The sequence below is a fragment of the Sphingomonas sp. TF3 genome (genome assembly GCF_003985085.1).
Classification (GTDB): Bacteria; Pseudomonadota; Alphaproteobacteria; order Sphingomonadales; family Sphingomonadaceae; genus Sphingomonas.
Map to the genome: position 1 here is coordinate 1 of NZ_RWKS01000008.1, position 24,331 is coordinate 24,331.

Below are 24,331 nucleotides of genomic sequence, written 5' to 3' on the forward strand. Positions count from 1 at the left end.
CAATTTTCATCAAATTCGCTGTCTTTCTGATGGACGGCGTGACCCGATACGCCAAGATACAGTTGGCTGGCCTTTACATAGGCGAAATGGACCGTAACCGGTGCGTCCGGTTTCATCACCACATCCCATGAAACCTTGCCGTTCCAGTGGGAAACGTCAATTCCGAAAGTCCGGATGCCCGATGCCATAAGAACCTCCCCCGAAGTTGTGGGAGGCATAACACGATTCTATTGTAAAACCGAATCGCGATATCAGTCGCTTACCGCGCCGAAATTTCCAGGGATGTTGGGAATTGTCCAAAGCCGCGATGGCATGGACGGTGGCAGGGGAGCTCGGACTCGAACCGAGGGCCTTCGGTTTTGGAGACCGACGCTCTAACCAACTGAGCTACACCCCTATCAGACGGGCCGTTTAGCGAGCGGTTGCGTAGTCCGCAAGATGCCTCATGCAACGGCGCGTTCGTGGCCGTCACGATGGGCGAGCGCGCGGGCTTCGGCGACGGGCAGGGGGCGGCTGAAATAATAGCCCTGCACCTTGGTACAGCCCAGATCTTGAACCATGCGATGCTGGTCGGCCGTTTCTACGCCTTCCGCGGTGGTCGTCATGCCCAGGCTCTGCGCAAGCACCACGACCGCACGGATAATCGCGATCGGCTCGGCCACACCCTTGGCTGCACCGATAACAAAGCTCCGGTCGATCTTGATGGTCGAGAAGCGCGTGCGGCTGAGGTAACCGAGCGACGAATAGCCTGTCCCGAAATCGTCGAGGCTGAGCCGCACGCCGAGCGCCAAAATCCGTTCCAGCACCTTCACGGCACCGGTGTCGTCGCGCATGAAGACGCTTTCGGTGACTTCGAGTTCGAGGCGGTGGGCAGGCAGGCCGCTATTGGCCAAAGCCGAGGCGACAATCGACACGAAGCCGGGGTTGTGCAGTTGCTCGGGCGACACGTTGACCGCGACCCGCGTCTCGCCTGGCCAACCGGCGGCTTCGGCACAGGCGGTGCGCAAGACCCATTCCCCAATCGGGGCGATCAGGCGCGCATCTTCGGCGAGCGGGATGAATTTTGCGGGGGAAATGACGCCCAGTTCCGGGTGCGTCCAGCGTACGAGAGCTTCGAAGCCGGTCAGGAGCCCGGTGTCGGAGTTTACCACCGGCTGGTAGTTGAGATGGAGCTCGTTATTGCTCAGCGCCTTGCGCAACGCCTGTTCGAGCAAGCGGCGCTCTTCGGCCGCGACGTGCAATTGCGGTTCATAGCTGGTGAACTTGCCTCCGCCCGCGTCCTTGGAACGATACAGCGCCAGATCGGCGGAGCGGATCAACATTTCAGCGGTCCGCCCGTCGCGTGGTCCGGTCGCCAAGCCGACACTGGCCCCGGTGTAGAGCGTGTGCTGATCGATCTCATACGGGCGCGACAGCGTGTCCACGATCATCTGGGCAAGGCGTTCGAGGCGCAACGTGTCGCTGGCGTCGCGGACGACGACGGCGAATTCGTCGCCGCCCAGGCGGCCGATAATTTCGTTGTCGCTCATCAAACTTGCGAGTCGTTCCGAAACGCGACTGAGCAACCGGTCTCCGACCGGGTGGCCGAGCGTGTCGTTGACCGCCTTGAAGCGATCGAGATCGATCATCATGAAGGCGCAGCGGCTGCCCCATTTTTCCGCATCCGCCATGGCACGCACCAACGCTTCGTTGATGAGCAAGCGGTTGGGGAGGCCAGTCAAGGTGTCGAGCCGTGCCATCCGGTTGATCTTGTCGGCCGATGCCCGCTGTTCGGTGACGTCCGATCCAACGCCACGAAAGCCGATAAACGCCCCGCGTTCGTCATGGCGCGGATTGGCGGCGATCTCGAACCAGCGTTCGGTGTCGCCGACCAACACCGGCAGCAAAACGCCGCGAAACGGCTCACGTCCCTTCAGGTTGTCGGACAGTTGGCGCAGCCCAGCCGAGAAATTTCCTGCTTCCCAAGTCGGCCCGGCGAGCACCTGCAGCAGCGACTTGCCGTTGATAGAGACCGGATCGAGCCCGACCGAATGCGCAAAGCGGGACGATGCGCGGACCACCCGGCGACCGGCATCGGTTTCCCAAAGCCAGTCTGCGCCATGGTCTTCCGCTTCCCGCAGCAACAGGCTGACGGTTTCATCACGCTCCGCCAGCGAAATTTCGCCCGCGCGGATCAGCACCAGGGCGCGCGCGCGACTGAAACAGCCGATCATCAGCAAAGCGGTAAACAGCAGCACCGCTGCGGCAAAGAGCGGCCCCCCGACAAAAAACAGCATCGCCGCAATCGCCGAACCCAAAATACCGAGAAAGCTGAGCGTCGCCAGCGGCAGCGCAGCCATTGCGGTGGCGGACGCGGTCATCAACAGCGATAGAACGATCCACAATCCAAGCGCTGTCCCGGCATCGGCCCGCATGCCGAGTGCGAGTGGCGGCACCGACCAGACTGCGGCGAGCGCGATGCCTTCCAGCACGGTATCGCGTACATCGCGCAATCCCGCCGCGTTGCCCGCCCGCTGGCGCGCGGCGAGACGGCGAAAGGTAACCGCCACCGACACGGCGGCGACCACCGTCGCCCAACTTGCCAGTGCCCATAACGGGGCGATATCGGCGAGGATCAGCGTGACGAGCGCTGCACCGACGACATTCGCCCCAAGCAGGAACAGCGCCAATTGCCCACCGGCATGAAGCTGGGCCGCGCGAATCGGGCCCCAGTCGGTGGTGTCCGCCGGGTCGTAAAGGCCGAGCAATGCCCGGCCGTCGATCCGCGGCGTTGCGAATTGAGAGGTGCTGTCGGTGCTCACGACACCGACACTACCGCAAGCAGCGTTAGCGGATCGTTATAGCCGCCCGACTTTTTTGCGGGCCGTTACGCCGCCAGATCGTAGGGCTTGATATCGCCGTTCAGATACAGGTTGCGTGCCTTCGCCCGGCTGAGCTTGCCCGAGCTGGTGCGCGGCAATGTGCGCGGCGGGATCAGTTCGATCACGCAGTTCATCCCGGTAACCGAACGCACCCGTTCGCGGATCTCATCGCGCAGGCGCAGGCGCTCGGCATCGTCCGAGCTGCGGCACTGTACAAGAACGGCGGGGGTTTCTTCCCCACCGGGGGTGGTGATGGCGAAGGCCGCGATGTCGCCCGCCTTGAATCCGGGCAATTGCTCGACCGCCCATTCAATATCCTGCGGCCAGTGGTTGCGGCCGTTGATGATGATCATGTCCTTGGCGCGGCCGACGATGTAGACATAACCGTCGCTGAGATAGCCCATATCGCCGGTGTCGAGCCAGCCATCGACCAGGCAGGCATTGGTCGACGCCTCGTCGCGGAAATAGCCGACCATCACCGATGGGCCCGAGCACCACACCTTGCCAATCGCGCGTTCGGGCAGCGGCGTGCCGTCTTCTTCGCGAATCTCGACCTTCATGTCGCGCACGGGCTTGCCGCAATTGACGATCGCGCGGAAGCGCTGTGGTCGGTCCTGCCCGACGGGCACGCCCGACAATTGGGTTTCCTCGACCAGTTCGACGCGAATGCCCTCGGTCGGCGGCATGATCGACACGGCCAGCGTCGCCTCCGCCAAACCATAGCTCGGCAGGAAGGCGCTGGCCTTGAACCCGGCGTCGCTGAACGAATCGACGAAGCTCTGCATCACGTCGGGCCGGATCATGTCGGCACCATTGCCCGCGATGCGCCAGCGCGACAGGTCGAAGCGGTCGGACGCCTTGGTCTGGCTCGACATGCGGCGGGCGCAAATGTCGTAGCCGAAGGTTGGCGAATAGCTGACCGAAGTGCCGGGGTTACGGCTGATCATGTCCAGCCACGCGAGCGGACGGCGCGCGAAGTCCTCGGTCTTCAGATAATCGGTCGAAACCTGGTTGGCGACGGGCGACAGGAAACAGCCGACCAGGCCCATGTCGTGATACCAGGGCAGCCACGACACGCAGCGGTCACTCTCGATCAGCTGCATGCCATGGGCGTGCGCTGCGAGGTTGTTGAGCAGGGCGCGGTGCGTAATCGCCACGCCATGCGGGAAGCGTGTCGACCCGCTTGAATATTGCAGATAGGCGATGTCGTCGCCGCGCGGCTGGGGCAGGGCCACATCAGGCGCTGCACGGGTGGCAAAGGTGGACCAATCCATGCCTGCGACCCCGGCCAATCCCGCTGCATCGCCCGCCATTTGAGATAGTTCCGGGGGATAGATGAGCATCACCGGATCGCAGCTCGTCAATTGAACGCGCAGCTGCTCGATATAGGAATCGCGCCCGCCGAACGATGTCGGCAGCGGCAAAGGCACGGGCCAGGCCCCTGCATAGATAACGCCGAAGAACAGGGCGGCGAATTCCGGGCTGGTCTCGGCGACGATCGCGATCCGCTGGGCGGGCTCGATCCCTGCTGCGATCAGTCGGCGCGCCATCGCCAGCGCATCGTCGCGCAGCTCGGCGAACCGGTAGGGCCGCGTCAGCGACCCCCGCGCATCGTGAAAATTCAGCCCGCGTTGCCCGCTTGCCGCATAATCGAGCGCTTCGCCCAGCGTGTCGAAATCGGCGAACCGTCGCGCCAGTGTGTCCTCGGTCGGTGTCGCGATCGCCTTGGGTGTTTCCACTGCGGCGGTTCGCACTTCTGCATCGCCCAAAAGATCGCCCGAAACATCGATAGTCATGTGTCTTTGTGCCCTTGATCGCAACGGCACGCGGCCGCTGCGCCTCTAATTCCTTCGGCATGCACCCCTGCTTATGCCAAGCGTTCAAAATCCGGTTCGACTGTGGCACAATGATGGCGTCATGCGCGATCCCATCCGTAACCCGTCAAATCCCAAAGAGATACGCATTGCGCCCGCATTGGATGCAGCGGCATTGGAGCGCCTTGCGCTGCGCTATGTCGAACGTTTCGCGACGACGCGGGGCCGGTTGACCGCCTACCTTTTGCGGAAGGTTCGTGAGCGTGGATGGGAAGGCGAAGACGCTGACCCTGCCGCGCTGGCCCAAAAGCTGGCCGATCTTGGCTATATTGACGACCGTGCCTTTGGGGAGGCGCGGGCGGCGGCGATGGGGCGGCGCGGGCTGGGCATGCGCCGCGTGACGGGCGCGCTGCGCGAGGCTGGCCTCGCCGAGGAGGACCGCGCGGCGATTGTGCCGGACGTTGCCACGCGGGCAGTAGAGACCGCGCTGGCCTTTGCCCGCCGCCGTCGAATCGGGCCTTTCGCGCGCGTACAGGCGGATCGAACGGAGCGCGAAAAGCACATTGCGGCGATGATTCGCGGCGGCCACGATTTCACGCTCGCGCGTCGTATTGCCATGATGGCACCCGATGAGGATTGCGATCGATTGTTCGAAAACCGATAGATTCCGCTTCCTGTCTGTGGAGTTTCGCACAGAACTTGTCTGATTTTTCTCTAGCCTGCGGTCGGTGCTACGCCAGCGAGTGGGGGGGTATCGGCATGCTGAACGAAACGATTTTGTTGCCCGATAGATCGAAAAGCGCGGAACAGGCCAAGGCGGAGACGACTACGACCGGCGCGTTGACCCGCGTCTATTCGGGTGTTCTAAAATGGTTCGACATCACGCGCGGGTTCGGCTTCCTGGTCGCCGACGATCCGACCGTGGGCGATATCCTCATTCATTTTTCGGTGTTGCGCCCGCACGGGCGGCGCAGCCTTCCCGAAGGCGCGCGTCTGGAATGCGTGGCGGCTTTGCGAGATCGTGGACTGCAGGCCATCGAGATTCTTTCGATCGATTTGACCGATGCCGCCGAACCGCTCGACCGCCTGCGGCTGTCTGCCCCCATCGCGCAGGATCGCGACTGCGGTCTTGATAAAGCGGGCCCGTTCGAACCGGTGACGGTCAAGTGGTTCAATCGACTGAAAGGCTATGGCTTTCTGGTGCGCAATGACGATTCGGCGGATGTTTTTGTCCATGTCGAGACGTTGCGTCGGTCTGGACTGGCCGATGTGGAGCCGGGGCAGCTATTGCTTGCGCGGATGGTTGCAGGGGATAAAGGCCCCCTTGCAGTGGTCGTGCAACAGGAAGGCTGAATCCCGTATCATGCGCGTTCGATGGGTAACGCTGTTGGCCGTTGCGGCGCTGGGCGTGGCAAGTGGCTGCAGCGGCACGACTGCGGCATCCGATCCGGTCGAGGCATCGGCGCAGACGGTCACGGTGACCATCAAGAGCGCCAACGGCCAACATACCTTCCTCGTCGAGACGGCCCGCACCAAGGATGAGCAGGAGCGGGGGCTGATGTTCCGCACCGACATTCCGCAAAATGGCGGGATGCTGTTCGCCCCTTATCCGCCAGAGGGTGGCCCCCCGCGCGAGGCGAATTTCTGGATGAAGAACACGCCGAGCCCGCTCGACATTATTTTCATCCGTGCAGACGGCACGATCGCGCGGATCGCCGAAAATACCGCGCCGCAATCAGAAACGCAGATCCCCTCGGGCGAACCGGTCAGCGCGGTGCTGGAACTTCGCGGGGGCCGCGCGCTCGACCTTGGCATCGCCGAAGGCGATCCTGTTGCCTGGGCGGGGCAGAAGAGCCAGTGATCGCAGTTGAAGGCAGCACGGCGTCGCGCTAAGCGCATTTCATGGGCATCAATCTCAATCCTTTCACCTGGTGGACCGGCGCGAGCTGGGGCACTGCCTTTGGTCTGCGCGGCAAAGCGCGCGTAGGCGAAGACGCGCTTGGCAACGTCTATTATGAGGGCGGGCGCGATACCGCGGGCAACCCGCGCCGCTGGGTGATCTACAACGGCCCCAATGATTCGAGCCGAGTCGCGCCGGAGTGGTTCAGTTGGCTCCACCATCAAGTCGATGACGTGCCGTCGCGCGCGCTGCCTGCGCCGCGCGCCTGGCAAAAGCCGGCCGAGCCGAATTTGACTGGCACGGTAGCCGCCTATCGCCCGAGCGGCGCGCTGGAAAAGGGCGGTGTGCGTGCCCCCGCGACCGGCGATTACGAAGCGTGGACGCCCGACGCGTGATTCGTCTCGCGCCGGGCGGCGTGACGCTGGTACTTGCCGCAGTGCTGGCCGGGTGCGGCCCGTCGAAAACGGTTGCGCCGGAACCCAAGGAAACCCCTGAAACCGCGCTCGACGCCGACACCAGCGCCAGCAACATCGTCACGGTGGATGTCGGGGACGGAGTCGATCCGAGCTATGGTGCGACCCCGATGGCGGAACGCGTCGCGACCTTGGGACTGTTGAACAAGCGTAACGGCGTGTCGCGCGATATCGTGCTGAAACCCGGAAAGGCGGCGCGGATCGGCGATGTCGTCGTGCGGTTGCGCGCGTGCGAGCAAACCGCGCCGTGGGAGCAGGAACATTATACCGGGGCATTCGTCCAGGTTGATGTCGCGGGCAGCGACAAGAACTGGCGGCGCGTTTTTTCGGGGTGGCTGTTCAAGGAGCGACCCGCGCTCAACGTCGTGCAGCACCCGATTTATGATGTGTGGGTCAAGAGTTGCGCGATGACCTTCCCCGAAGGCGGGCCGAACTCCGTGGCGGGAACCGGTTTGTCCAACACCGGCGAGGCCGTTCGATCCAGCGCGAAGAAGTCGCCCACCCCCGACGCCGAGGCCCCCGAGCCGACCGCTCCCGCGATCGCGGCCGACAACGCCACCAGATAGTCGCTACGGCTGATCTCGATCGCGCCAAGCGAGGCGAGGTGATCGGTCATGAACTGGCAATCCAGCAGCGTGAAGCCGCCAACGCGCAGCCGCGCCACCAGCCAGGCTATCGCCACTTTCGACGCATCGCGGGCGCGGCTGACCATGCTTTCGCCGAAAAAGGCGCGCCCCAGTGCCAATCCGTAAAGCCCGCCAACCAGTGTCGCCCCGTCCCAGACCTCGACCGAATGTGCAAAGCCCATCGCGTGAAGCTGGATGAACACGCGTTCGATCCCGGGGTTGATCCAGGTGTCTGGCCGGTTCGGGACCGATTCCGCGCACAACCGCAGCGTTTGCGCAAAGGCGGTGTCCGCAGTGACGCGATAACGATCCGCGGCGAGGGTCTTGCGCAGCGAGTGCGAGAGATGAAAGCCATCGAGCGGCAGGATCGCGCGCTCTTGCGGTTCGACCCAGTAGACCTCTTCGGCGTCGCGACTGTCGGCCATCGGAAAGACGCCGACCGAATAGGCCCCCAGCACCAGTTGCGGGTCGAGCGTTTGGCGAGGGGAGGGCGAGTCGTCCGTGGCGCGGGTCACGCAGCCAAGCGGCGCTCGATCGCCTGCCACAAGTGCGCAAACGCCTGTGCTCCGGCTGATCGCGCGGCGAAGCTGCCGACGGGGGCCCGCCTGGCGGTGACTTGCTCGATGAGGCTGGCCATTGGCACGACGGGCCAATCGGGATGGCGGGCGAGTGCCTCGGCATGAAGTTTACGGCGACGATCGACCATCGAATGGACCGGCATGATCTGCGCCTTGGTGCCAAGGTGCTTGATGACCTCCGCCAGCGCCCGTTCGGACAGTGGCGACGGGATGACCGGGACGACGATCAGATCGGCCGCGCGCATCACCTGGTCGCTCGTCTCGGTCAGTCCTGGCGGACAGTCGAGCAGGATGCGGTCATAATCCTTGCGCAACCCGACCAGCAGTTTTTGCAGGCGCTTCTTCTTGTCGAGTTCGTGAAACAGCAGATCGAGCCCGCGCAACGAGGCATCGGCCCCGATCAGATCGAGCCGGGGCGTCGCGGTCTTTTCAATCAGTTTGTCGGGTTCGACATCCTTGGCGAAGACCGATTGCGCCTGATCCTTGAGCTTGCCGTTCTCGGCGCGTTGCGACAGCAAAAAGGTGCTGGCCGCTTGCGGATCGAGATCCCACAACAACGTGCGACGCGAGGACAATGTCGCCGACGCCCAGGAAAGGTTGACGGCGAGCGTGGTTTTGCCAACGCCACCCTTCAAACTGTAGATCGCAATCGTCGACACTGTTTTAAGCCCCTCGCTCAGGAACGGCCTATCGTGGCGAATGCCGACGATACGTGCAACCGGTGCCGAGGATCAGATATCGCAAAGCTGCTTGGGCTTGCCGGGCTGAGTCAGCGTGACCGCCTTTTCATTGCCGGTCATTTCATAGCCATCGGCCTTGAGGGGATCGCCCGGCTTTTCGGCGGTGAGCTTGGTCGGCGTGCCCTTCTCGGTCGCCTTGACCAGCGCCTGCTTGTCGCCCTGGAAGAAGGTGACGTAAACTAGGCTGTTATCCTTGCACCGGAAGGTCACTTCCTTCTTGATCGCCGGCGGCAGTTCCACCGGGGCCTTGTTGGCCAGCACCGCTGCCATCGGGTCGGGCGCGACGGTCGACACTTCGGTCGGCTTGTTTTCGCAAGCCGAGAGCATCAGGAAAAGGGCGGCGGCGGGGAGGATGCGCTTGGTCATGGCATTTTTCTTCGCGCACGCAGCACGGGGCGTCAAGAGTGGTGTTTCCCGTAAGGACCATCATTTTTGCGCTGCAATAATTGTGTAACGCAAGCTCCACATTTTCGCCGGTTTTCGGCCGGGATTTGGTGCCGATTGGGGTAATGGGCACCGCATCCCGTTCCGCTAAACGGCCAGGCTTGTGCGCGGCCAAGCAACGCTCGCTTGCCCCCGCAGCCAACACGCGGCATTTCGGGAGCATGCACACGACCCCAAATACGCTCGCCCTCATCGGCAATACCCCGCTTGTCTTGCTCAAAGGGCCAAGCGAGGCGGCTGGGGGCGAGATTTACGGCAAATGCGAATTTGCCAATCCCGGTGCCTCGGTAAAGGATCGTGCGGCGCTGGGTATCGTGGAGGATGCGGAGGCGCGCGGGCTGATCGAGCCCGGCGGGTGCTTTGTCGAGGGGACCGCCGGCAATACCGGCATTGGGCTGGCGCTGGTCGCCAATGCCAAAGGCTATCGCACGATCATCGTGATGCCCGAGACGCAAAGCCGCGAGAAAATGGACACGTTGCGCGCGCTCGGGGCCGAGCTCGTGCTGGTGCCGGCCGCGCCCTATTCGAACCCGGCACATTTCGTCCACACGTCGCGGCGGATCGCGGAGGAAACCGCGAACGCGGTTTGGGCCAACCAGTTCGACAACATCGCCAATCGCCGAGCGCATATCGTTGGCACCGCCGAGGAGATCTGGGCGCAGATGGACGGGCGAATCGATGGATTCACCTGCGCGGCTGGCACCGGCGGCACGATCGCTGGAGTCGGGATGGGGCTGAAGGCAAAGGACGAGGCTGTCTGTATCGCGCTCAGCGACCCGCACGGTGCTGCCCTCTATGAATATTATGCGCATGGCGAGTTGAAGGCCGAGGGCTCTTCGGTCGCCGAGGGAATCGGGCAAGGGCGAATCACCGCCAATCTGGAGGGCGCGCCGATCGATACGCAATTTCGCATTTCGGATGCGGAGGGAATGGAATGGGTGACGCGGCTGCTGGCGGAAGAAGGGCTGTGTCTTGGCCTGTCGTCGGGGATAAACGTGGCAGGGGCGGTACGACTGGCGCGGCAGCTTGGACCTGGCAGCCGCGTGGTGACGATCCTGTGCGACACCGGTTTTCGCTATCTCTCAACGCTCTACAATCGCGCCTGGCTGGAGGAGAAGGGCTTGGCGGTTCCGCCCTGGCTTAGGGGCTGAGAATCGTCGGCATCGACAAGCACGCGTTAACGCGTTACATTTATGCCACAGCCTATGAAAATTCTTGCTCAAGACCCAGCGCAGACGATGCAGCGTGCGAAAGTCGGGATGATCGGCCTCGCCGCGGTCCTGCTGCTCATCGGCCTCGCTGCCGCGATCTTCGCGACGGTCAGTCGCGATCGGCAAGTTGCCGCTATCGGTAGTGCGCGTCCCGACGTTGTCGCGACGATGGTTTCCGGAAATACCGCCGATTCGGCGAAGGAGCCGCTGGCCGAGCTCGGCGTCGCGCCCAGTGCCGTTACCCCCGCCAGCAATCAGAGCGATGCTGCTTCGTCAAAGGCTGCTGCTGCACCCGTTCGGTGACGCCCCCTTCACCGGGGATTTTCGGGGAAAACGCCCCGCCGGGACCGGTTTTGCCGGTTAATCCCCCGATTGTAACCCCTCGATCTGCGAACGCACCAAGAACAAGCTGATATGGCACGCCTAAAATCCCCGAAGAAACGCGACGATTGAGGCTCTCTCCCCTCAAATCCCCGTGTTTCCCCTTGTATCCCCGGCTCGCCCCGTGTTACTTCTGATCCATCAGGGGCAGACTCATCTCGCCTGCGCATCATGCGCTGACCATGCGGGCACCTAGCGTCGCGATCCCGCGATTCTGGGCACGGGAGGGGCTTGCCCGACGGGTGCGGGGTAAGCGTGGACGATCGGAGCGAATATCAGGGAGACGGCCTCGGTCTTGTCGATGACAAGGGCCGGGTCGCGATTCCTGCATCGCTGCGACAAGCGCTGGCGACCAACAGCCCGCGTGCCGACGGCAAGGATGGCGGCACCGTCATCGTCGGCGTCCATCCGCAACAAAAATGCCTGCGCGCCTATGACCCGGCCTATGTCAAAATCCTGAAGGCCGAGATCGAGGCGATCCAGGCGCGCCAGCTCAATGAACTGGGTGAGCCAAACTACAATTTGAAGCGCCGCGGCGCGAGCGGCGAGCCCGTGCCGTTTGATGGATCGGGCCGCTTCATCATGCCCGGCTTCCCGCGCGATTACGCCAATATCGGGGAAAACGCCTTCTTCTGGGGCACGTTCGATTGGATCGAAATTTGGGACCCGAAGACGTTGATCGACGCGGTCGATGTCGATCCGGCGATGCAGGCGGCATGCCGCTATCACTGCAAGGTGAAGGGGATCGCGTTGTGAGCGATGCCCCGCACATTCCGGTGCTGCTCGACGAAGTGGTCGACGCGCTCGCCATCGAAGCGGGCGAGGTGCATGTCGACGCGACGTTCGGCGCGGGCGGCTATACCCGCGCGATGCTGGCGCGCGGTGCCCGCGTATTCGCTTTCGATCGCGACCCGGATGCGATTGCCGCAGGCGAGGCGCTGGTGCGCGACGCCGATGGCGCGCTGACGCTGGTCCCTGCCACCTTCTCCGCGCTGGATGCCGAATTGACCGCGCGCGACGTCGTGCCGGTGCAGGGCGTGACGATGGACATCGGCGTGTCGTCGATGCAGCTCGATCAGGCCGAGCGCGGGTTCAGTTTCCAGTCGGACGGTCCGCTCGATATGCGGATGAGCCAGGAGGGCGAAAGTGCAGCCGACTTCGTCAACGAGGCTGACGAAGGCCGGATTGCCGATGTGCTCAAGACTTACGGCGAGGAGCCGCGCGCCAAGCGGGTCGCGCGCGCGATCGTCGCGGCGCGCCCGATCACGCGGACCAGCGAGCTGGCGCATGTCGTGCGACGTGCGCTTGGCTACAAACCGCATGACAAGAAGGACCCGGCGACGCGGACCTTTCAGGCGATCCGCATCCACATCAACCGCGAATTGGGCGAGCTGGCCGACGGGTTGGCGGCGGCCGAGCGTGTACTGGCTCCTGGCGGTCGCTTGGCGGTCGTGACCTTTCACAGCCTCGAAGACCGCATGGTCAAGCGCTTCCTGCGCGAGCGCTCGGGCGGGTTGCCATCGGGATCGCGGCATTTGCCCGAAGTGGCGGCGAAGCACGCGCCGAGCTTCGAACAGGTCGGGCGCGGCGTTCGCGCCACCGAAGACGAGATTGCGCGCAACCCGCGTGCGCGGTCGGCCACTTTGCGCACCGCACGGCGTACCGGTGCGGCGGCGTGGCCGGAAACACCTGGGACAGAGGGATTGCTATAATGCTGGGGCTGGCGTGGAAGAGTCTCGGATGGTTTCTGGCTGGCGTCGCGGTGGCGCTTGGCTTCCTGCTCGTGCCGCTACAGGTCGCGGCGGAGCGCAAGAAGCTCGACCGTACCGCGAGCGAGATCGAACGCGCGCGGCGGGATATCCGTGCGCTGGAAACCGAATTCGACACCCGCGCGAACCTCGCGCAGCTCGACAAATGGAATGCCGAGACGCTCGGGCTGGTCGCGCCGGCCGAGGGGCAGTTCGTTCAGGATGAGGCCGCGCTCGCGTCGATCGAACCGGGCAGCGCCCCCGCGCCCGGCACGCCCGCCGTGCAGATGGCCTCGTTCGTGCCTGCAGCACCCGTTACTGCGATGACCACCGAGCGGTCTCCGGCGACGCAACCTGTCCTGCACGCGGCCACTGCGGTGACACCTGCTCCGCGAGTCGAAGGGCCAGCGGTCCAGCGTGCCGCACCGCCTCCACGCACGGCGATGGCCGCGGCCGCGCCGCCCAGGCCGCGTGCTGCGGTCGCGATGCTCGACCGGGCCTTGCTCGACGATAGCATGATCGGGGATTTGCGCAGCGGCGCTCGAGCGGAAAGCCGGTCGGCGCGATGAGCACCCTCGTCGCGCGCCCCCTCCCAGCCAGGCGATCGAGCGATCAGCGCCATGCGCTGGTCGCGGTTGCGCATGTGCGGTTGATGATGCTGATGCTGCTGATCGGCGCGGGTTTCCTGCTGGTGATAGTGCGGATTGCGCTGCTGGGGCTGCTCGGCTCCCCCGCCGGGGCGGCGACGCTGACGGTCAATCCGGTGGTGCGCGCCGACATTCTGGATCGCAACGGCCAGCCGCTGGCGCGCACGATCGAAGCCTGGACGATCGGCGTGCGTCCGGCGGAATTGCTGGGCGATCGTCAAGGTCTGGCCGATCGCTTGGCGGCGGCGATGCCCGAGCATGACTCGGCCTGGTATCTGCAACGCCTGACGATGAAGGCCAAATTCACCTATCTCGACAAGCACGCCTCGCCCGCGATGGTGAACGAGATCCACGCGCTCGGCGAACCCGGTATCGTCTTTGCGCGCGAGCCCGAGCGTTTGTATCCACAATCGACGATGGCGGCGCATGCGCTTGGCTATATCGGGCCGACCGCGACCGACCCCAACATCATGGGCCGCGCCGGGATCGAGCGCGCCTTCGATACGCGGCTGACCGACCCGCGCCACCGTGGCGAGCCGATCGCGCTGTCGATCGACGCGCGCGTGCAGACGGCGATGGAAAGCGAACTCGGCCGGGCGATGGTCACCTTCCAGGCCAAGGCGGCGACCGGGCTGGTGTTGGACGTGCACACCGGGGAAGTGCTCGCGATGGTGTCGCTGCCGGTTTACAATCCCAACAAACTGACCGGCACGACCAGCGACGCGCTGCGCAACAACGTGACGCAATCGGTGTACGAACTCGGCTCGACCTTCAAGCCGATCACCATGGCGACCGCGATCCAGAGCGGCACGATCACCTCAATGGCGCGCCGCTTCGATGCGACCGCGCCGCTCAAGGTCGGTGGCTTCACGATTCACGACGAACGCGGCGACCCGAAGCGTTGGCTCAACATTCCCGAGACGCTGATCTATTCGTCCAACGTGGCGACCGCCCGGATCGCCGACGAGCTCGGCAAGGACAAGCTGTCCGCGATGTTCACCGGCATGGGCTTTGGCGAGCGCCCGTCGATCGAACTGCGCGAACGCGCCGGCCCGATCTGGCCGCGCTATTGGGGCCGCACCACGGTGATGACGACAGCTTACGGTCACGGCATCGCAGTGACCCCGCTGCACCTCGCCAATGCTTATGCGACGATGGTCAATGGTGGCATCTGGCGGCCCACGACCCTGCTCAAGGTCGCGCCCGGCCAGGCACCGGCCGGGCGGCGCGTGCTGTCCGAGGCGACCAGCGCGCGGATGCGCCAGCTCCTGCGGCTCGTCTGCCTTTACGGCACCGGGCGTAAGGGCGATGCGCCGGGCTACCGCGTCGGCGGCAAGACCGGCACCGCCGAAGCGGCGTCGAACGGCGGCTATGATCATCACCGCAACGTCGCGACCTTCGTTGCCGCTTTCCCGATGGACGCGCCGCGCTATGTCGTGTTGGCCATGCTCGATTCGCCCGGAGGTACCAGGGAAACATTCGGTTTGAAGACGGCGGCGTGGAACGCTGCGCCGGTGGTCGGGCGGGTGATCTCGCGGACCGGGGCGATCCTGGGCGTGATGCCCGACGCCCGGCGCGACGTCGACATTAGTGATCTCCGGCCGATGCTGACTCTCGTCGCCGGGGCAACGCCGCCGAGCGGCGCGGAGGAACAGTGAAGCTTTCAACGCTGGTCGGCGGTGCGCCGGATGCGACGGTCACGGGTTTTGCAATCGACCATCGCAAGGTTGCGCCAGGCGTCGTGTTCGGCGCGTTTCAGGGCGCGGTCGTCAATGGCGAGGACTATATCGCAGCCGCCGTCGCGGGTGGCGCGATTGCGGTGGTGGCGCGCCCCGAGGCGCACGTAGTCGGCGCGCTCCACATTGCGGATGCCAACCCGCGCCGCCGCTTCGCCCAACTCGCCGCGCAGTTCTTCGCGCCCTTCCCGGAGGTTGCGGTCGCGGTCACCGGCACAAACGGCAAGACCTCGACGGTCGAAATGGTGCGGCAGTTGTGGCGGATGGCGGGGTTTCACGCCGCCTCGATTGGCACGCTGGGCGTCACCACCGCCGATGACCGCGTCTCGACCGGGCTGACCACGCCCGACATCGTAACCTTCCTGTCCAACGTTGCCGGTTTGAAACGCGAAGGCGTCAGCCATGTCGCGTTCGAGGCATCGAGCCACGGCCTGTCGCAATATCGCACCGAAGGGCTGGCGGTGCGCGCGGCCGCCTTCACCAATCTCAGTCGCGATCATCTCGATTATCACGGCACGATGGAGGCGTATCTCGACGCCAAGCTGCGCCTGTTCAGTGAAGTGCTGGAAGCCGATGGTACGGCGGTGCTGTGGGCGGACGATCCCGCCTCGGCCCGCGTCGCTGAGGTCGCGCGCGCGCGCGGCATTCGCGTGCTCTCGGTCGGCACCACGGGCGAAACGCTCAAGCTGGTCGGGCGCGATCCGACCTTGCTGGGGCAGGGGCTGGTAATCGAGGCGGAGGGCAAGACCTATAAGGTCACGCTGCCGCTGATCGGTGCCTATCAGGCGGCCAATGCACTGACTTCGGCGGGCTTGGTGATGGCGTGCGGCGGCGATGTCGCCACGACGATCGCCGCGCTCGGCCGGTTGCAGCCGGTGCGCGGGCGGCTGGAGCGCGCGGTGATCGCGGCGCAGGGTGCGCCCGTTTATGTCGATTACGCGCATACCCCCGACGCGCTCGAAGCGGCGATTTCGGCGCTCAAGCCGCATGCGGCGGGGCGGCTGATCGTGGTGATCGGCGCGGGCGGCGATCGTGACCAGGGCAAGCGCATCGAAATGGGGCGCATCGCCGCGGCGATGGCCGACCATGTCATCGTCACCGACGACAATCCCCGCTCGGAAGACCCCGCCTCGATCCGCGCGATGGTGCTGGCAGGCGCGCCCGGTGCCACCGAAATCGGATCGCGCCGCGAGGCGATCGGCGCGGCGATCGCCATGGCCGGGCCACAGGACATCGTCCTGATCGCGGGCAAGGGGCATGAGCAGGGGCAGATCGTCGGCGATCTGGTGCTGCCGTTCGACGATGTCAGCGTCGCGCGGGAGATGGCGGCATGAGCGGGCATTTCTTATTCCCCTCCCGCTCGCGGGAGGGGTTAGGGGAGGGGACAGGCGCAAGCTGTCCCGCCCTTGCTTCCCTCCCCCAACCCCTCCCGCGAGCGGGAGGGGAGTTATGAGCCTGTGGACTTCCGCTGCGATCGCGGCTGCCACCGGCGGCACGGCATCGGGCGATTTCACCACCACCGGCGTGACCTTCGATTCGCGCGAAGTCGGCCCCGGCGACTTGTTCGTGGCGATGACCGGTGCTGCGACCGATGGCCATCGCTTCCTCGACCAGGCGTTTGCGCGCGGCGCGGCGGGGGCACTGGTGTCGCAGCCGAGCGTGCACCCGCATGTCCTCGTCCCCGATACGATGGCCGCGCTGGAGAACCTTGCCCGCGCCGCCCGCGCGCGCACGGCGGCAAAGATCATCGGCGTCACCGGGTCGGTCGGCAAGACCGGGACCAAGGAAGCTTTGTACGCTGCGCTGGAGCGGAGTGCGCGGGCGCGGGCGCGGGCGCACCGCTCGGTCAAGAGCTACAACAACCATACCGGCGTGCCGCTCAGTCTCGCCCGGATGCCCGCCGAAACGCGCTTCGGCGTGTTCGAAATGGGCATGAACCATGCGGGCGAACTGGCGCATTTGACCACGTTGGTGCGCCCGCATGTCGCGATCATCACCACGATTGCCCCGGCGCACACTGAATTCTTCCGCGACGAAGCGGCCATCGCCGATGCCAAGGGTGAAATTTTCCGGGGGCTTGAGCCGGGCGGCGTGGCGATCGTCCCTTATGACAGCCCGCATCGCGACCGCCTGATCGCCGCAGCCATGCCTTATGCGGCTCGGATTGTCACCTTTGGCCTCGACAAAGCGGCAGACGTCCGTGCGATCGAAACGATGCGCACCGAAAGCGGCGGCACCTTCGTTACCGCTGTGGTGGGCACGCGCGAGCTGAGCTTCACGATCAGTCAGCCGGGGCAGCATTGGGTGTCCAACAGCCTGGCCGTGCTGGCGGCGGTGGATGCGGTTGGCGGAGATTTGGCGCTGGCGGGGCTCGCGCTGGCCGAACTGGGCGGCCTGGCCGGGCGCGGCGCGCGTTTTACCGTCGCGGTCGGCGACGGGCAGGCGCTGGTGATCGACGAGAGCTACAATGCCAATCCGTCGTCGATGCGCGCGACGCTCGCGGTGCTTGCAGCGGAGCCTGCCGCACGCAAAATCGTCGTGCTGGGCGAAATGCGCGAGCTGGGTGCGGGCAGCGATGCTTATCATGCGGGCCTCGCCGAACCGGTGCTGGCCGCTGGCGTCGAAGCGGGCATTCTCGTCGGTGAACGGGCCCGCCCGCTGCTGAACGCGCTTGAGGGCAAGGGCGATTTCGTCCATGTCGCCGACGCCGCTGCGGCGCGCGCCAGCCTGTCCACGATGCTGGCACCGGGCGATGCGGTGCTCATCAAGGGATCGAACGGCGTGGGGTTGGCGGCACTTGTCGCTGGCCTGCGGAGCGGGGAACACTAATGCTCTATTTCATCGCCGCCTATCTCGGCTTCCCAAGCGTGTTGAACCTGTTTCGCTATCTGTCGTTCAGGACTGGCGGCGCGGTGGCGACGTCGCTGTTCCTGGGGCTGTTGATCGGCCCGCGCTTCATCGGCTGGTTGCGTGTACGCCAGGGCAAGGGCCAGCCGATCCGCACCGACGGGCCGCAATCCCACCTCGCCAAGCGTGGCACGCCGACCATGGGCGGGCTGATGATCCTGACCTCGATGGTGTTTTCGATCCTGTTGTGGATGGATTTGTCCAACCCGTTCGTCTGGGCGTGCACCTTCGTGACGCTGGGCTTTGGCGCGATCGGTTTTCTCGATGATTATGACAAGGTGCGCAAGGCGAGCACGGCGGGCGTTTCCGGGCGGCTGCGGCTGGTCTGCGAATTCGCCATCGCCGGGATCGCCGCGACGATGATCGTGCATGAAAACGGCACGCATCTGTATTTGCCGTTTTACAGCGGGCCGGTGATCGAGCTTGGCTATTTCTACATCGTGTTCGCTGCCTTCACCATCGTGGCGTTCGGCAATGCCGTGAATTTGACCGATGGGCTGGACGGTTTGGCGACGATGCCGGTGATCATCGCGGCGGTCGCGTTCATGCTGATCGTGTATCTGGCGGGCAACGCCAAGTTCGCGGCCTATCTCGGCATTCCGCATGTGCCGCACGCTGGCGACCTGGCCATCTTCTGCGGCGCGATCGTCGGGGCGGGGCTGGCGTTCCTGTGGTTCAACGCGCCGCCCGCTGCCGTGTTCATGGGCGATACCGGCAGTCTCGCGCTCGGCGGCGCGCTCGGCGCGATCGCGGTGGTGGCGCATCATGAAATCGTGCTGGGCATCATCGGCGGGCTGTTCGTGATCGAAGCGATGAGCGTGATCATCCAGGTGTTCTTCTACAAGCGCACTGGCCGCCGCGTGTTCAAGATGGCACCGATTCACCACCATTTCGAGCAACTCGGCTGGAGCGAGCCAACGGTCGTGATCCGGTTTTGGATCATCGCGCTGGTGCTCGCGCTGGCGGGGTTGGCAACGTTGAAGCTCCGGTGATCGTATCGCCCCTCTGGCGCGGCAAAAGCTACGCTGTGCTGGGGCTTGCGCGCTCTGGTGCCGCGACCGTGCGCGCGCTGCTGGCGGGCGGCGCGGCGGTGACGGCATGGGATTCGGATGCGGCTAAGCGTGAAGCGCTTTCTTCTCCCTCTCCCCGCTTACGGGGAGAGGGGGAGTCTGCAACAGGCGGCACGTTCGGCACTCCAGGACAGCCCCTCTCCCCGACCCTCTCCCCTAAAGGGGAGAGGGAGACTCTGGTGTTTGCCGACCCCGAAACGATCGATCTTTCCGGTTTCGACGCGCTTGTCGTGTCGCCGGGCGTGCCACTCAACCGCCATCCGGTCGCGGCCAAGGCGCGAGCGGCAGGGGTGCCGATCATCGGCGATATCGAGCTGTTCGCGCAGGCGCGGCCCGCTTTGCCGCCGCACAAGGTGGTGGGCGTCACCGGCACCAACGGTAAATCGACCACGGTCTCGTTGATCGATCACATCCTGCAAACGGCCGGCGTTCCGTCGCGCTTGGGCGGTAATATCGGTTTGCCGATCCTGGAGCAGGAGCCGTTGCTGGAAGGGGGCGTCTATGTGCTCGAGCTTTCCAGCTATCAGATCGACCTGACGCAAAGCCTCGACTGCGATATCGCGGTGCTGCTCAACATCACCCCCGACCATCTCGATCGCTATGACGGGTTCGATGCTTATGCCGCATCCAAGGCCCGCTTGTTCGCGATGCAGTCCCCAGCGCACGAAGCGATCATCGGCATTGGCGATACCCCCTCGGCGCTGATCGCGCGCAGCCTGTCGGCGCGGGCTGAGCATCTCACCAAGATCGCGCCCGGCGTGTGCATGGACCAATCGCGCTGGCCATCGTTGCAGGGGCCGCACAATGCCCAGAACGCGTTGGCCGCGATTGCGGTGGCGCAGGCGCTCGGCGTGCCCGAGGCTGCGATCGATGCCGCCCTGCAAAGCTTTGTCGGATTGGCCCACCGCATGGAACGCGTCCGCGTCCTGCGCGGCGTGACCTATATCAACGACAGCAAGGCGACCAATCCCGAATCGACCGCCCCCGCACTGGCCGCGTTCGGGCGGGTTCACTGGATTGTGGGCGGCAAGGCCAAGGCCGACGATCTCGATGCGTGCGCTCCGCACTTCGGGCATGTCGTGCGCGCGTACACCATCGGGCAGGCCGGCCCGCGCTTCGCCGAAATCCTGCAAGGCAGGGTGCCGGTCGAGCAAAGCGGCGATCTCGCCACCGCCGTTGCCGCCGCCGCGCGCAACGCACAGTCCGGCGACACCGTATTGCTGTCGCCCGCCTGCGCCTCCTTCGACCAGTTTCGCGATTTTGAGGATCGCGGCGAGCAGTTCCGCCGCGCCGTGGCGGCGCTGGCATGAGCGAGGGGCGTCAACCTACCCCGAAATTGTGGCGGAGCATGAAGGGGCGCGGCGGACGTGGCGACCGCTCGGCGCTGGGCATGTGGTTCTGGGATATCGACCGGATGCTGCTGTTGCTGACGCTGCTGCTGATCGCGGTCGGGCTGGTCGCGGTTGGCGCAGCCTCGCCAGCGGCGGCGACGCGCTATTCGGACGACAAGCACCATGTCCCGCCGCTTTATTATCTGTGGTGGCAGCTGGCCTGGGTTGGCGTGTCGTTGCCGGTGCTGCTGGTCGTCTCGATGCTGCCGGTGGCGATCGCCCGGCGGATGGCGTTGATCGGGACGATCGCCTGTCTGGTGCTGCTGATGCTGGTGCCGGTGGTCGGGGTGGAAAAAAATGGCGCGACGCGCTGGCTCAATTTTGGCGTATCGCTGCTCCAGCCATCGGAATTTCTGAAGCCGTTCTTCATCGTGACGGTCGCGTGGATCCTGTCGATGCGCGCGCAGGATGAAGCCTTGCCCGTCGTGTTCATCACCGGAGCGATGACCGCTTTGGTCGCGGTGCTGCTGATGCTGCAGCCCGATTTCGGGCAGACCGTGGTGTTCTGCGTGGTGTGGATGGCGCTGCTGATGATTTCGGGCACATCGCCCAAAGTGATCGTTGGATTGATCGCAGCGGTACCCGCCGGGCTGGTCGCCGCTTATCTGTTCTATGGTACGGCGCGCGCGCGCATCAACGCCTTCCTGTTCCCGGGGACGGAGGGGGTGGGGGCAGCCGACCATTTTCAGACCAATGCCGCGCATGACACGATCACCGCCGGCGGCTGGCGCGGCACCGGGCCGGGCGGCGGATCGATGAAGTTCCGTCTGCCCGAGGGGCATACCGATTACATCTTCTCGGTGATCGGCGAGGAGTTCGGGCTGCTCGCGTGCATGGTGATCGCTTTGCTGTTTCTGGCGATCGTGGTGCGGGTGTTCGTGAAGCTGCTCGACGAGGAAGATGAATTCCGCCTGTTCGCGGCCGCGGGGCTTGCTACGCAATTTGGTGTTCAGTCGCTGATTTCGATGGCGGTCAATACCGGCCTTGCGCCATCCAAGGGCATGACCTTGCCCTTTATCAGTTATGGCGGATCCTCGCTGATCGCTTTGTCGATCGGGATGGGCTTGCTGCTGGCGTTCACCCGGCGCAATCCCTTCGTAACGCGATCAAAATACATCGCCCAGCGGGGCAGCGGGCATCGGAGCGGGGTATGAGCACGGCACGGCATTTCGTTTTGGCGGCGGGCGGCACTGGCGGGCATATGGTCCCGGCGGCAGCACTGGCGGCGGAACTGATCAAGCGCGGGCATTATGTCGCGCTGATCAGCGATGAGCGCGGGGTGCGCTTTCCCGGCCTGTTCGAGGGCATTCAGACGCACATCCTGCCCGCCGGGCGACTGAGCGGCGGGCCGATCGGCTATATCAAGGCGGCGTCGGCAATGCTGAAGGGCCGCGCGATGGCGATCGAGCTCTACAAGAGCTTCCGGCCGGATGCGGTGATCGGTTTTGGTGGTTATCCGGCGTTGCCTGCGCTCCTGGCGGCGTTCAATCAGGGCATCCCGACGGCGGTGCATGAGCAGAATGCCGTGCTCGGTCGCGTCAACCGGCTGGTCGCGAACAAGGTGGATGCGATCGCCACCTCTTACGAAGACGTCGCGCGATTGGCCCCCAAGGTGCGCGCGAAGACGCATCTGGTCGGCAACCCGGTGCGCGATGCGGTGCTGGCGCTGCGTTCCAAGCCCTATCCGTTGTTGGAGGAAGACGGCATTTTCCGGGTGCTCGTCACCGGCGGCAGCCAGGGCGCGAGTGTGCTGAGCCAGGTGGTGCCCGATGGGCTGTCGCTGTTGCCCGTCGCGTTTCGTCGTCGCTTGCAAGTGACGCATCAGGCGCGGATCGAGGATATCGATGCGTGCCGCGCGAAATATGCCGAACTGTCGATTGCGGCGGATCTCGCGACCTATTTGCCCGACCTGCCCGAACAACTTGCCTGGGCGCATGTGGTGATTGCGCGCGCGGGGGCCTCGACGCTGGCGGAACTGACCTGTGCGGGCCGCCCGGCGATCCTGGTGCCGCTGCCGACGGCCACTGACGATCACCAGACCGCCAATGCGCGCGAAATGACGCAAGCGGGCGGCGCGCGCACGATCGACCAGCGCAATTTCACGCCCATTGAGCTGGCCAAGCAGATGCAGCGGCTCGGGCTCGACCCCGCAGCGTTGCAAAATGCGGCGGGGCGGGCGTGGTCGTGCGGGCGGCCCGATGCGGTGCGCGATCTCGCCGATCTGGTCGAAAGCCTGGGCGACACGCCCGGCGACATGCCGATTGGCGCGCCGCGCGCGGCTAGTCTGGGAAAACGGGAGGCTTTTGCGTGAAGGGTGTCGCAACCGACATCGGGACAATCCACTTCGTCGGCATCGGCGGCATCGGCATGTCGGGCATTGCCGAAGTGATGAAGAATCTCGGTTATGCCGTGCAGGGCTCCGACGTGGCCGAGGGCTATGTCGTGGAGGGCTTGCGCGCCAAGGGCATTCCCGTCGCGATCGGGCACAGCGCCGACAATCTGGGCGATGCGGCGGTGATCGTCACCTCGACCGCGATTAAGCGCGGCAATCCCGAAGTCGAAGCGGCGCTGGAGCGGCGCATTCCGGTCGTGCGCCGCGCGGAGATGCTCGCCGAGCTGATGCGCCTGAAATCGACCGTCGCGGTCGCGGGCACGCATGGCAAGACCACGACGACCAGCATGGTTGCGGCCTTGCTCGATGCGGGCGGGGTCGATCCCACCGTTATCAATGGCGGTATCATCAACAGCTATGGCTCCAACGCGCGTTTGGGCGCGAGCGACTGGATGGTGGTCGAAGCCGATGAAAGCGACGGCAGCTTCCTCCGGCTCGACGGCACGATCGCGGTCGTCACCAATATCGATCCCGAACATCTCGACCATTATGGCTCGTTCGATGCGGTGAAGGATGCGTTCGTCGAGTTCGTCGAGAATGTGCCTTTTTATGGCGCGGCGTTGCTCTGTCTCGATCACCCCGAGGTGCAGAACATCATCCCGCGCGTGCGCGACCGGCGCGTGGTGACCTATGGTTTCTCGGCGCAGTCGGACGTGCGCGGCGTCAACGTCACGCCCACGCCCGGCGGCAACCGCTTCGAGGTGATCATCCGCCACCGCGACGGCACGACGCGCTCGATCGAAGGCATCGATTTGCCGATGCCGGGCCGTCACAATGTCCAGAACGCGCTCGCCGCGATCGGCGTGGCGCTCGAACTCGGTATCGATGATGCGACGATCCAGCAGGGCTTCGCCAAGTTCGGCGGCGTGAAGCGGCGTTTTACCAAGGTTGGCGAAACCAATGGCGTGACGATCATCGACGATTACGGCCATCACCCGGTCGAGATCCGCGCCGTGTTGTCGGCGGCGCGCGAAGGCGTGCAGAACCGTGTGATCGCGGTGGTCCAGCCGCATCGCTATTCGCGGCTGGGCGATTTGATGGAGGAATTCCAGGGCGCGTTCAACGATGCCGACATGGTGTTCGTGGCGCCGGTTTATGCGGCCGGCGAGGCCCCGGTCGAGGGCGTCGATGCAGAGGCGCTGGTCGAGGGGCTGAAGCGGCGCGGACATCGCTCGGCCGCGACGATTGCCGATGCGGCAGCGCTGGCGGAGGCGCTGGCGAAGGTGGTGCAGCCCGGCGATATGGTGGTGTGCCTGGGGGCGGGCGATATTACGAAGTGGGCGGCTGGCTTGGCGGCTGGCATCGAGGCGGCGCGATGAGCAGCCTTGCCCCTTCTTCCCCCCTCCCGCTTGCGGGAGGGGCTGGGGGAGGGCCTGTCGGAGGCGTTCCGCACGCGTCCAGGTCATTCCCTC

Annotated in this window: 23 protein-coding genes, 1 tRNA gene and 1 pseudogene; 18 read left to right on the forward strand and 7 right to left on the reverse strand. The window is 65.0% G+C overall.

Features of this window, described 5'->3' with window-relative positions; all coding sequences use genetic code 11:
- The 4 genes from EJC47_RS08595 to EJC47_RS08610 form a co-directional block, all read right to left on the reverse strand.
- The coding region (locus EJC47_RS08595) for a hypothetical protein (RefSeq protein ID WP_221885165.1) at nt 1-188 on the reverse strand (188 nt) is incomplete at its 3' end.
- 132 nt (nt 189-320) lie between these two features.
- Nucleotides 321-397 (reverse strand) — tRNA-Trp (locus EJC47_RS08600).
- A 46-nt stretch (nt 398-443) separates the two neighbouring features.
- Entirely contained in the window at nt 444-2,801 is a 2,358-nt protein-coding gene (locus tag EJC47_RS08605; protein ID WP_126846872.1) for a putative bifunctional diguanylate cyclase/phosphodiesterase, read from the reverse strand.
- 65 nt (nt 2,802-2,866) lie between these two features.
- Nucleotides 2,867-4,657 carry a fatty acyl-AMP ligase gene (locus tag EJC47_RS08610; RefSeq protein ID WP_126846874.1) on the reverse strand — a complete coding sequence of 597 codons (1,791 nt, stop codon included), beginning with the start codon at nt 4,655-4,657 and terminating at the stop codon, nt 2,867-2,869.
- A 121-nt stretch (nt 4,658-4,778) separates the two neighbouring features.
- On the opposite strand from EJC47_RS08610, the gene EJC47_RS08615 reads away from it, so the two are divergent.
- The 5 genes and pseudogenes from EJC47_RS08615 to EJC47_RS08635 all read left to right on the forward strand — a co-directional run.
- Nucleotides 4,779-5,339 (forward strand): regulatory protein RecX, encoded by a 561-nt coding sequence (locus EJC47_RS08615; protein ID WP_249340845.1) that lies wholly within the window; start codon nt 4,779-4,781, stop codon nt 5,337-5,339.
- 95 nt (nt 5,340-5,434) lie between these two features.
- Entirely contained in the window at nt 5,435-6,028 is a 594-nt protein-coding gene (locus tag EJC47_RS08620; RefSeq protein WP_126847149.1) for a cold-shock protein, read from the forward strand.
- A 10-nt stretch (nt 6,029-6,038) separates the two neighbouring features.
- Entirely contained in the window at nt 6,039-6,536 is a 498-nt protein-coding gene (locus EJC47_RS08625) for a DUF192 domain-containing protein (RefSeq protein WP_126846876.1), read from the forward strand.
- A 41-nt stretch (nt 6,537-6,577) separates the two neighbouring features.
- Entirely contained in the window at nt 6,578-6,970 is a 393-nt protein-coding gene (locus tag EJC47_RS08630) for an NADH:ubiquinone oxidoreductase subunit NDUFA12 (protein ID WP_126846878.1), read from the forward strand.
- 188 nt (nt 6,971-7,158) lie between these two features.
- Nucleotides 7,159-7,392, forward strand: a pseudogene (locus tag EJC47_RS08635) (DUF2155 domain-containing protein); the annotation flags it as partial.
- Between the two features lie 35 nt (nt 7,393-7,427).
- Here the strand turns inward: EJC47_RS08635 and aat are convergent.
- From aat to EJC47_RS08650, 3 genes are all read right to left on the reverse strand, one after another.
- Nucleotides 7,428-8,099 carry a leucyl/phenylalanyl-tRNA--protein transferase gene (gene aat, locus EJC47_RS08640; RefSeq protein ID WP_409574482.1) on the reverse strand — a complete coding sequence of 224 codons (672 nt, stop codon included), beginning with the start codon at nt 8,097-8,099 and terminating at the stop codon, nt 7,428-7,430.
- Between the two features lie 86 nt (nt 8,100-8,185).
- Nucleotides 8,186-8,911: a ParA family protein gene (locus EJC47_RS08645; protein ID WP_010404029.1), complete on the reverse strand. Its 726-nt coding sequence runs from the start codon at nt 8,909-8,911 to the stop codon at nt 8,186-8,188.
- A gap of 72 nt (nt 8,912-8,983) precedes the next feature.
- Nucleotides 8,984-9,358 (reverse strand): hypothetical protein, encoded by a 375-nt coding sequence (locus EJC47_RS08650; protein ID WP_126846883.1) that lies wholly within the window; start codon nt 9,356-9,358, stop codon nt 8,984-8,986.
- A 239-nt stretch (nt 9,359-9,597) separates the two neighbouring features.
- On the opposite strand from EJC47_RS08650, the gene EJC47_RS08655 reads away from it, so the two are divergent.
- The 13 genes from EJC47_RS08655 (at nt 9,598) to murC (ending at nt 24,238) form a co-directional block, all read left to right on the forward strand.
- Nucleotides 9,598-10,587, forward strand: a complete 990-nt coding sequence (locus EJC47_RS08655) for a cysteine synthase A (protein ID WP_126846885.1) — start codon at nt 9,598-9,600, stop codon at nt 10,585-10,587.
- A gap of 87 nt (nt 10,588-10,674) precedes the next feature.
- Nucleotides 10,675-10,950, forward strand: a complete 276-nt coding sequence (locus EJC47_RS08660; protein WP_126846888.1) for a hypothetical protein — start codon at nt 10,675-10,677, stop codon at nt 10,948-10,950.
- Nucleotides 10,951-11,283: 333 nt separating this feature from the next.
- Nucleotides 11,284-11,784, forward strand: coding sequence for a division/cell wall cluster transcriptional repressor MraZ (locus EJC47_RS08665; RefSeq protein WP_126846890.1), 501 nt, complete (start codon nt 11,284-11,286; stop codon nt 11,782-11,784).
- Nucleotides 11,745-12,740, forward strand: coding sequence for a 16S rRNA (cytosine(1402)-N(4))-methyltransferase RsmH (gene rsmH / locus EJC47_RS08670; RefSeq protein ID WP_409574480.1), 996 nt, complete (start codon nt 11,745-11,747; stop codon nt 12,738-12,740). The genes EJC47_RS08665 and rsmH overlap by 40 nt, the downstream gene beginning before the upstream one ends.
- Nucleotides 12,740-13,345, forward strand: coding sequence for a hypothetical protein (locus tag EJC47_RS08675; protein WP_126846894.1), 606 nt, complete (start codon nt 12,740-12,742; stop codon nt 13,343-13,345). Before rsmH ends, EJC47_RS08675 begins: the two co-directional genes overlap by 1 nt.
- Nucleotides 13,342-15,081, forward strand: coding sequence for a peptidoglycan D,D-transpeptidase FtsI family protein (locus EJC47_RS08680; protein ID WP_126846896.1), 1,740 nt, complete (start codon nt 13,342-13,344; stop codon nt 15,079-15,081). The genes EJC47_RS08675 and EJC47_RS08680 overlap by 4 nt, the downstream gene beginning before the upstream one ends.
- The gene (locus EJC47_RS08685; protein ID WP_126846899.1) at nt 15,078-16,493 is read left to right on the forward strand and encodes a UDP-N-acetylmuramoyl-L-alanyl-D-glutamate--2,6-diaminopimelate ligase; all 1,416 of its coding nucleotides are present in this window, start codon (nt 15,078-15,080) and stop codon (nt 16,491-16,493) included. The genes EJC47_RS08680 and EJC47_RS08685 overlap by 4 nt, the downstream gene beginning before the upstream one ends.
- A 115-nt stretch (nt 16,494-16,608) precedes the next feature.
- Nucleotides 16,609-17,988, forward strand: a complete 1,380-nt coding sequence (locus EJC47_RS08690) for a UDP-N-acetylmuramoyl-tripeptide--D-alanyl-D-alanine ligase (protein WP_126846901.1) — start codon at nt 16,609-16,611, stop codon at nt 17,986-17,988.
- Nucleotides 17,988-19,058: a phospho-N-acetylmuramoyl-pentapeptide-transferase gene (gene mraY / locus EJC47_RS08695; protein ID WP_126846903.1), complete on the forward strand. Its 1,071-nt coding sequence runs from the start codon at nt 17,988-17,990 to the stop codon at nt 19,056-19,058. The genes EJC47_RS08690 and mraY overlap by 1 nt, the downstream gene beginning before the upstream one ends.
- Nucleotides 19,055-20,446, forward strand: coding sequence for a UDP-N-acetylmuramoyl-L-alanine--D-glutamate ligase (murD, locus tag EJC47_RS08700; protein WP_260591521.1), 1,392 nt, complete (start codon nt 19,055-19,057; stop codon nt 20,444-20,446). Before mraY ends, murD begins: the two co-directional genes overlap by 4 nt.
- Nucleotides 20,447-20,484: 38 nt before the next feature.
- Nucleotides 20,485-21,681 (forward strand): FtsW/RodA/SpoVE family cell cycle protein, encoded by a 1,197-nt coding sequence (locus tag EJC47_RS08705; protein ID WP_260591522.1) that lies wholly within the window; start codon nt 20,485-20,487, stop codon nt 21,679-21,681.
- Nucleotides 21,678-22,838: an undecaprenyldiphospho-muramoylpentapeptide beta-N-acetylglucosaminyltransferase gene (murG, locus tag EJC47_RS08710; RefSeq protein WP_126846907.1), complete on the forward strand. Its 1,161-nt coding sequence runs from the start codon at nt 21,678-21,680 to the stop codon at nt 22,836-22,838. Before EJC47_RS08705 ends, murG begins: the two co-directional genes overlap by 4 nt.
- On the forward strand, nt 22,835-24,238 hold the full coding sequence (murC, locus tag EJC47_RS08715) for a UDP-N-acetylmuramate--L-alanine ligase (RefSeq protein WP_126846909.1): 1,404 nt from the start codon (nt 22,835-22,837) through the stop codon (nt 24,236-24,238). The genes murG and murC overlap by 4 nt, the downstream gene beginning before the upstream one ends.
- Nucleotides 24,239-24,331 lie beyond the last annotated feature (93 nt).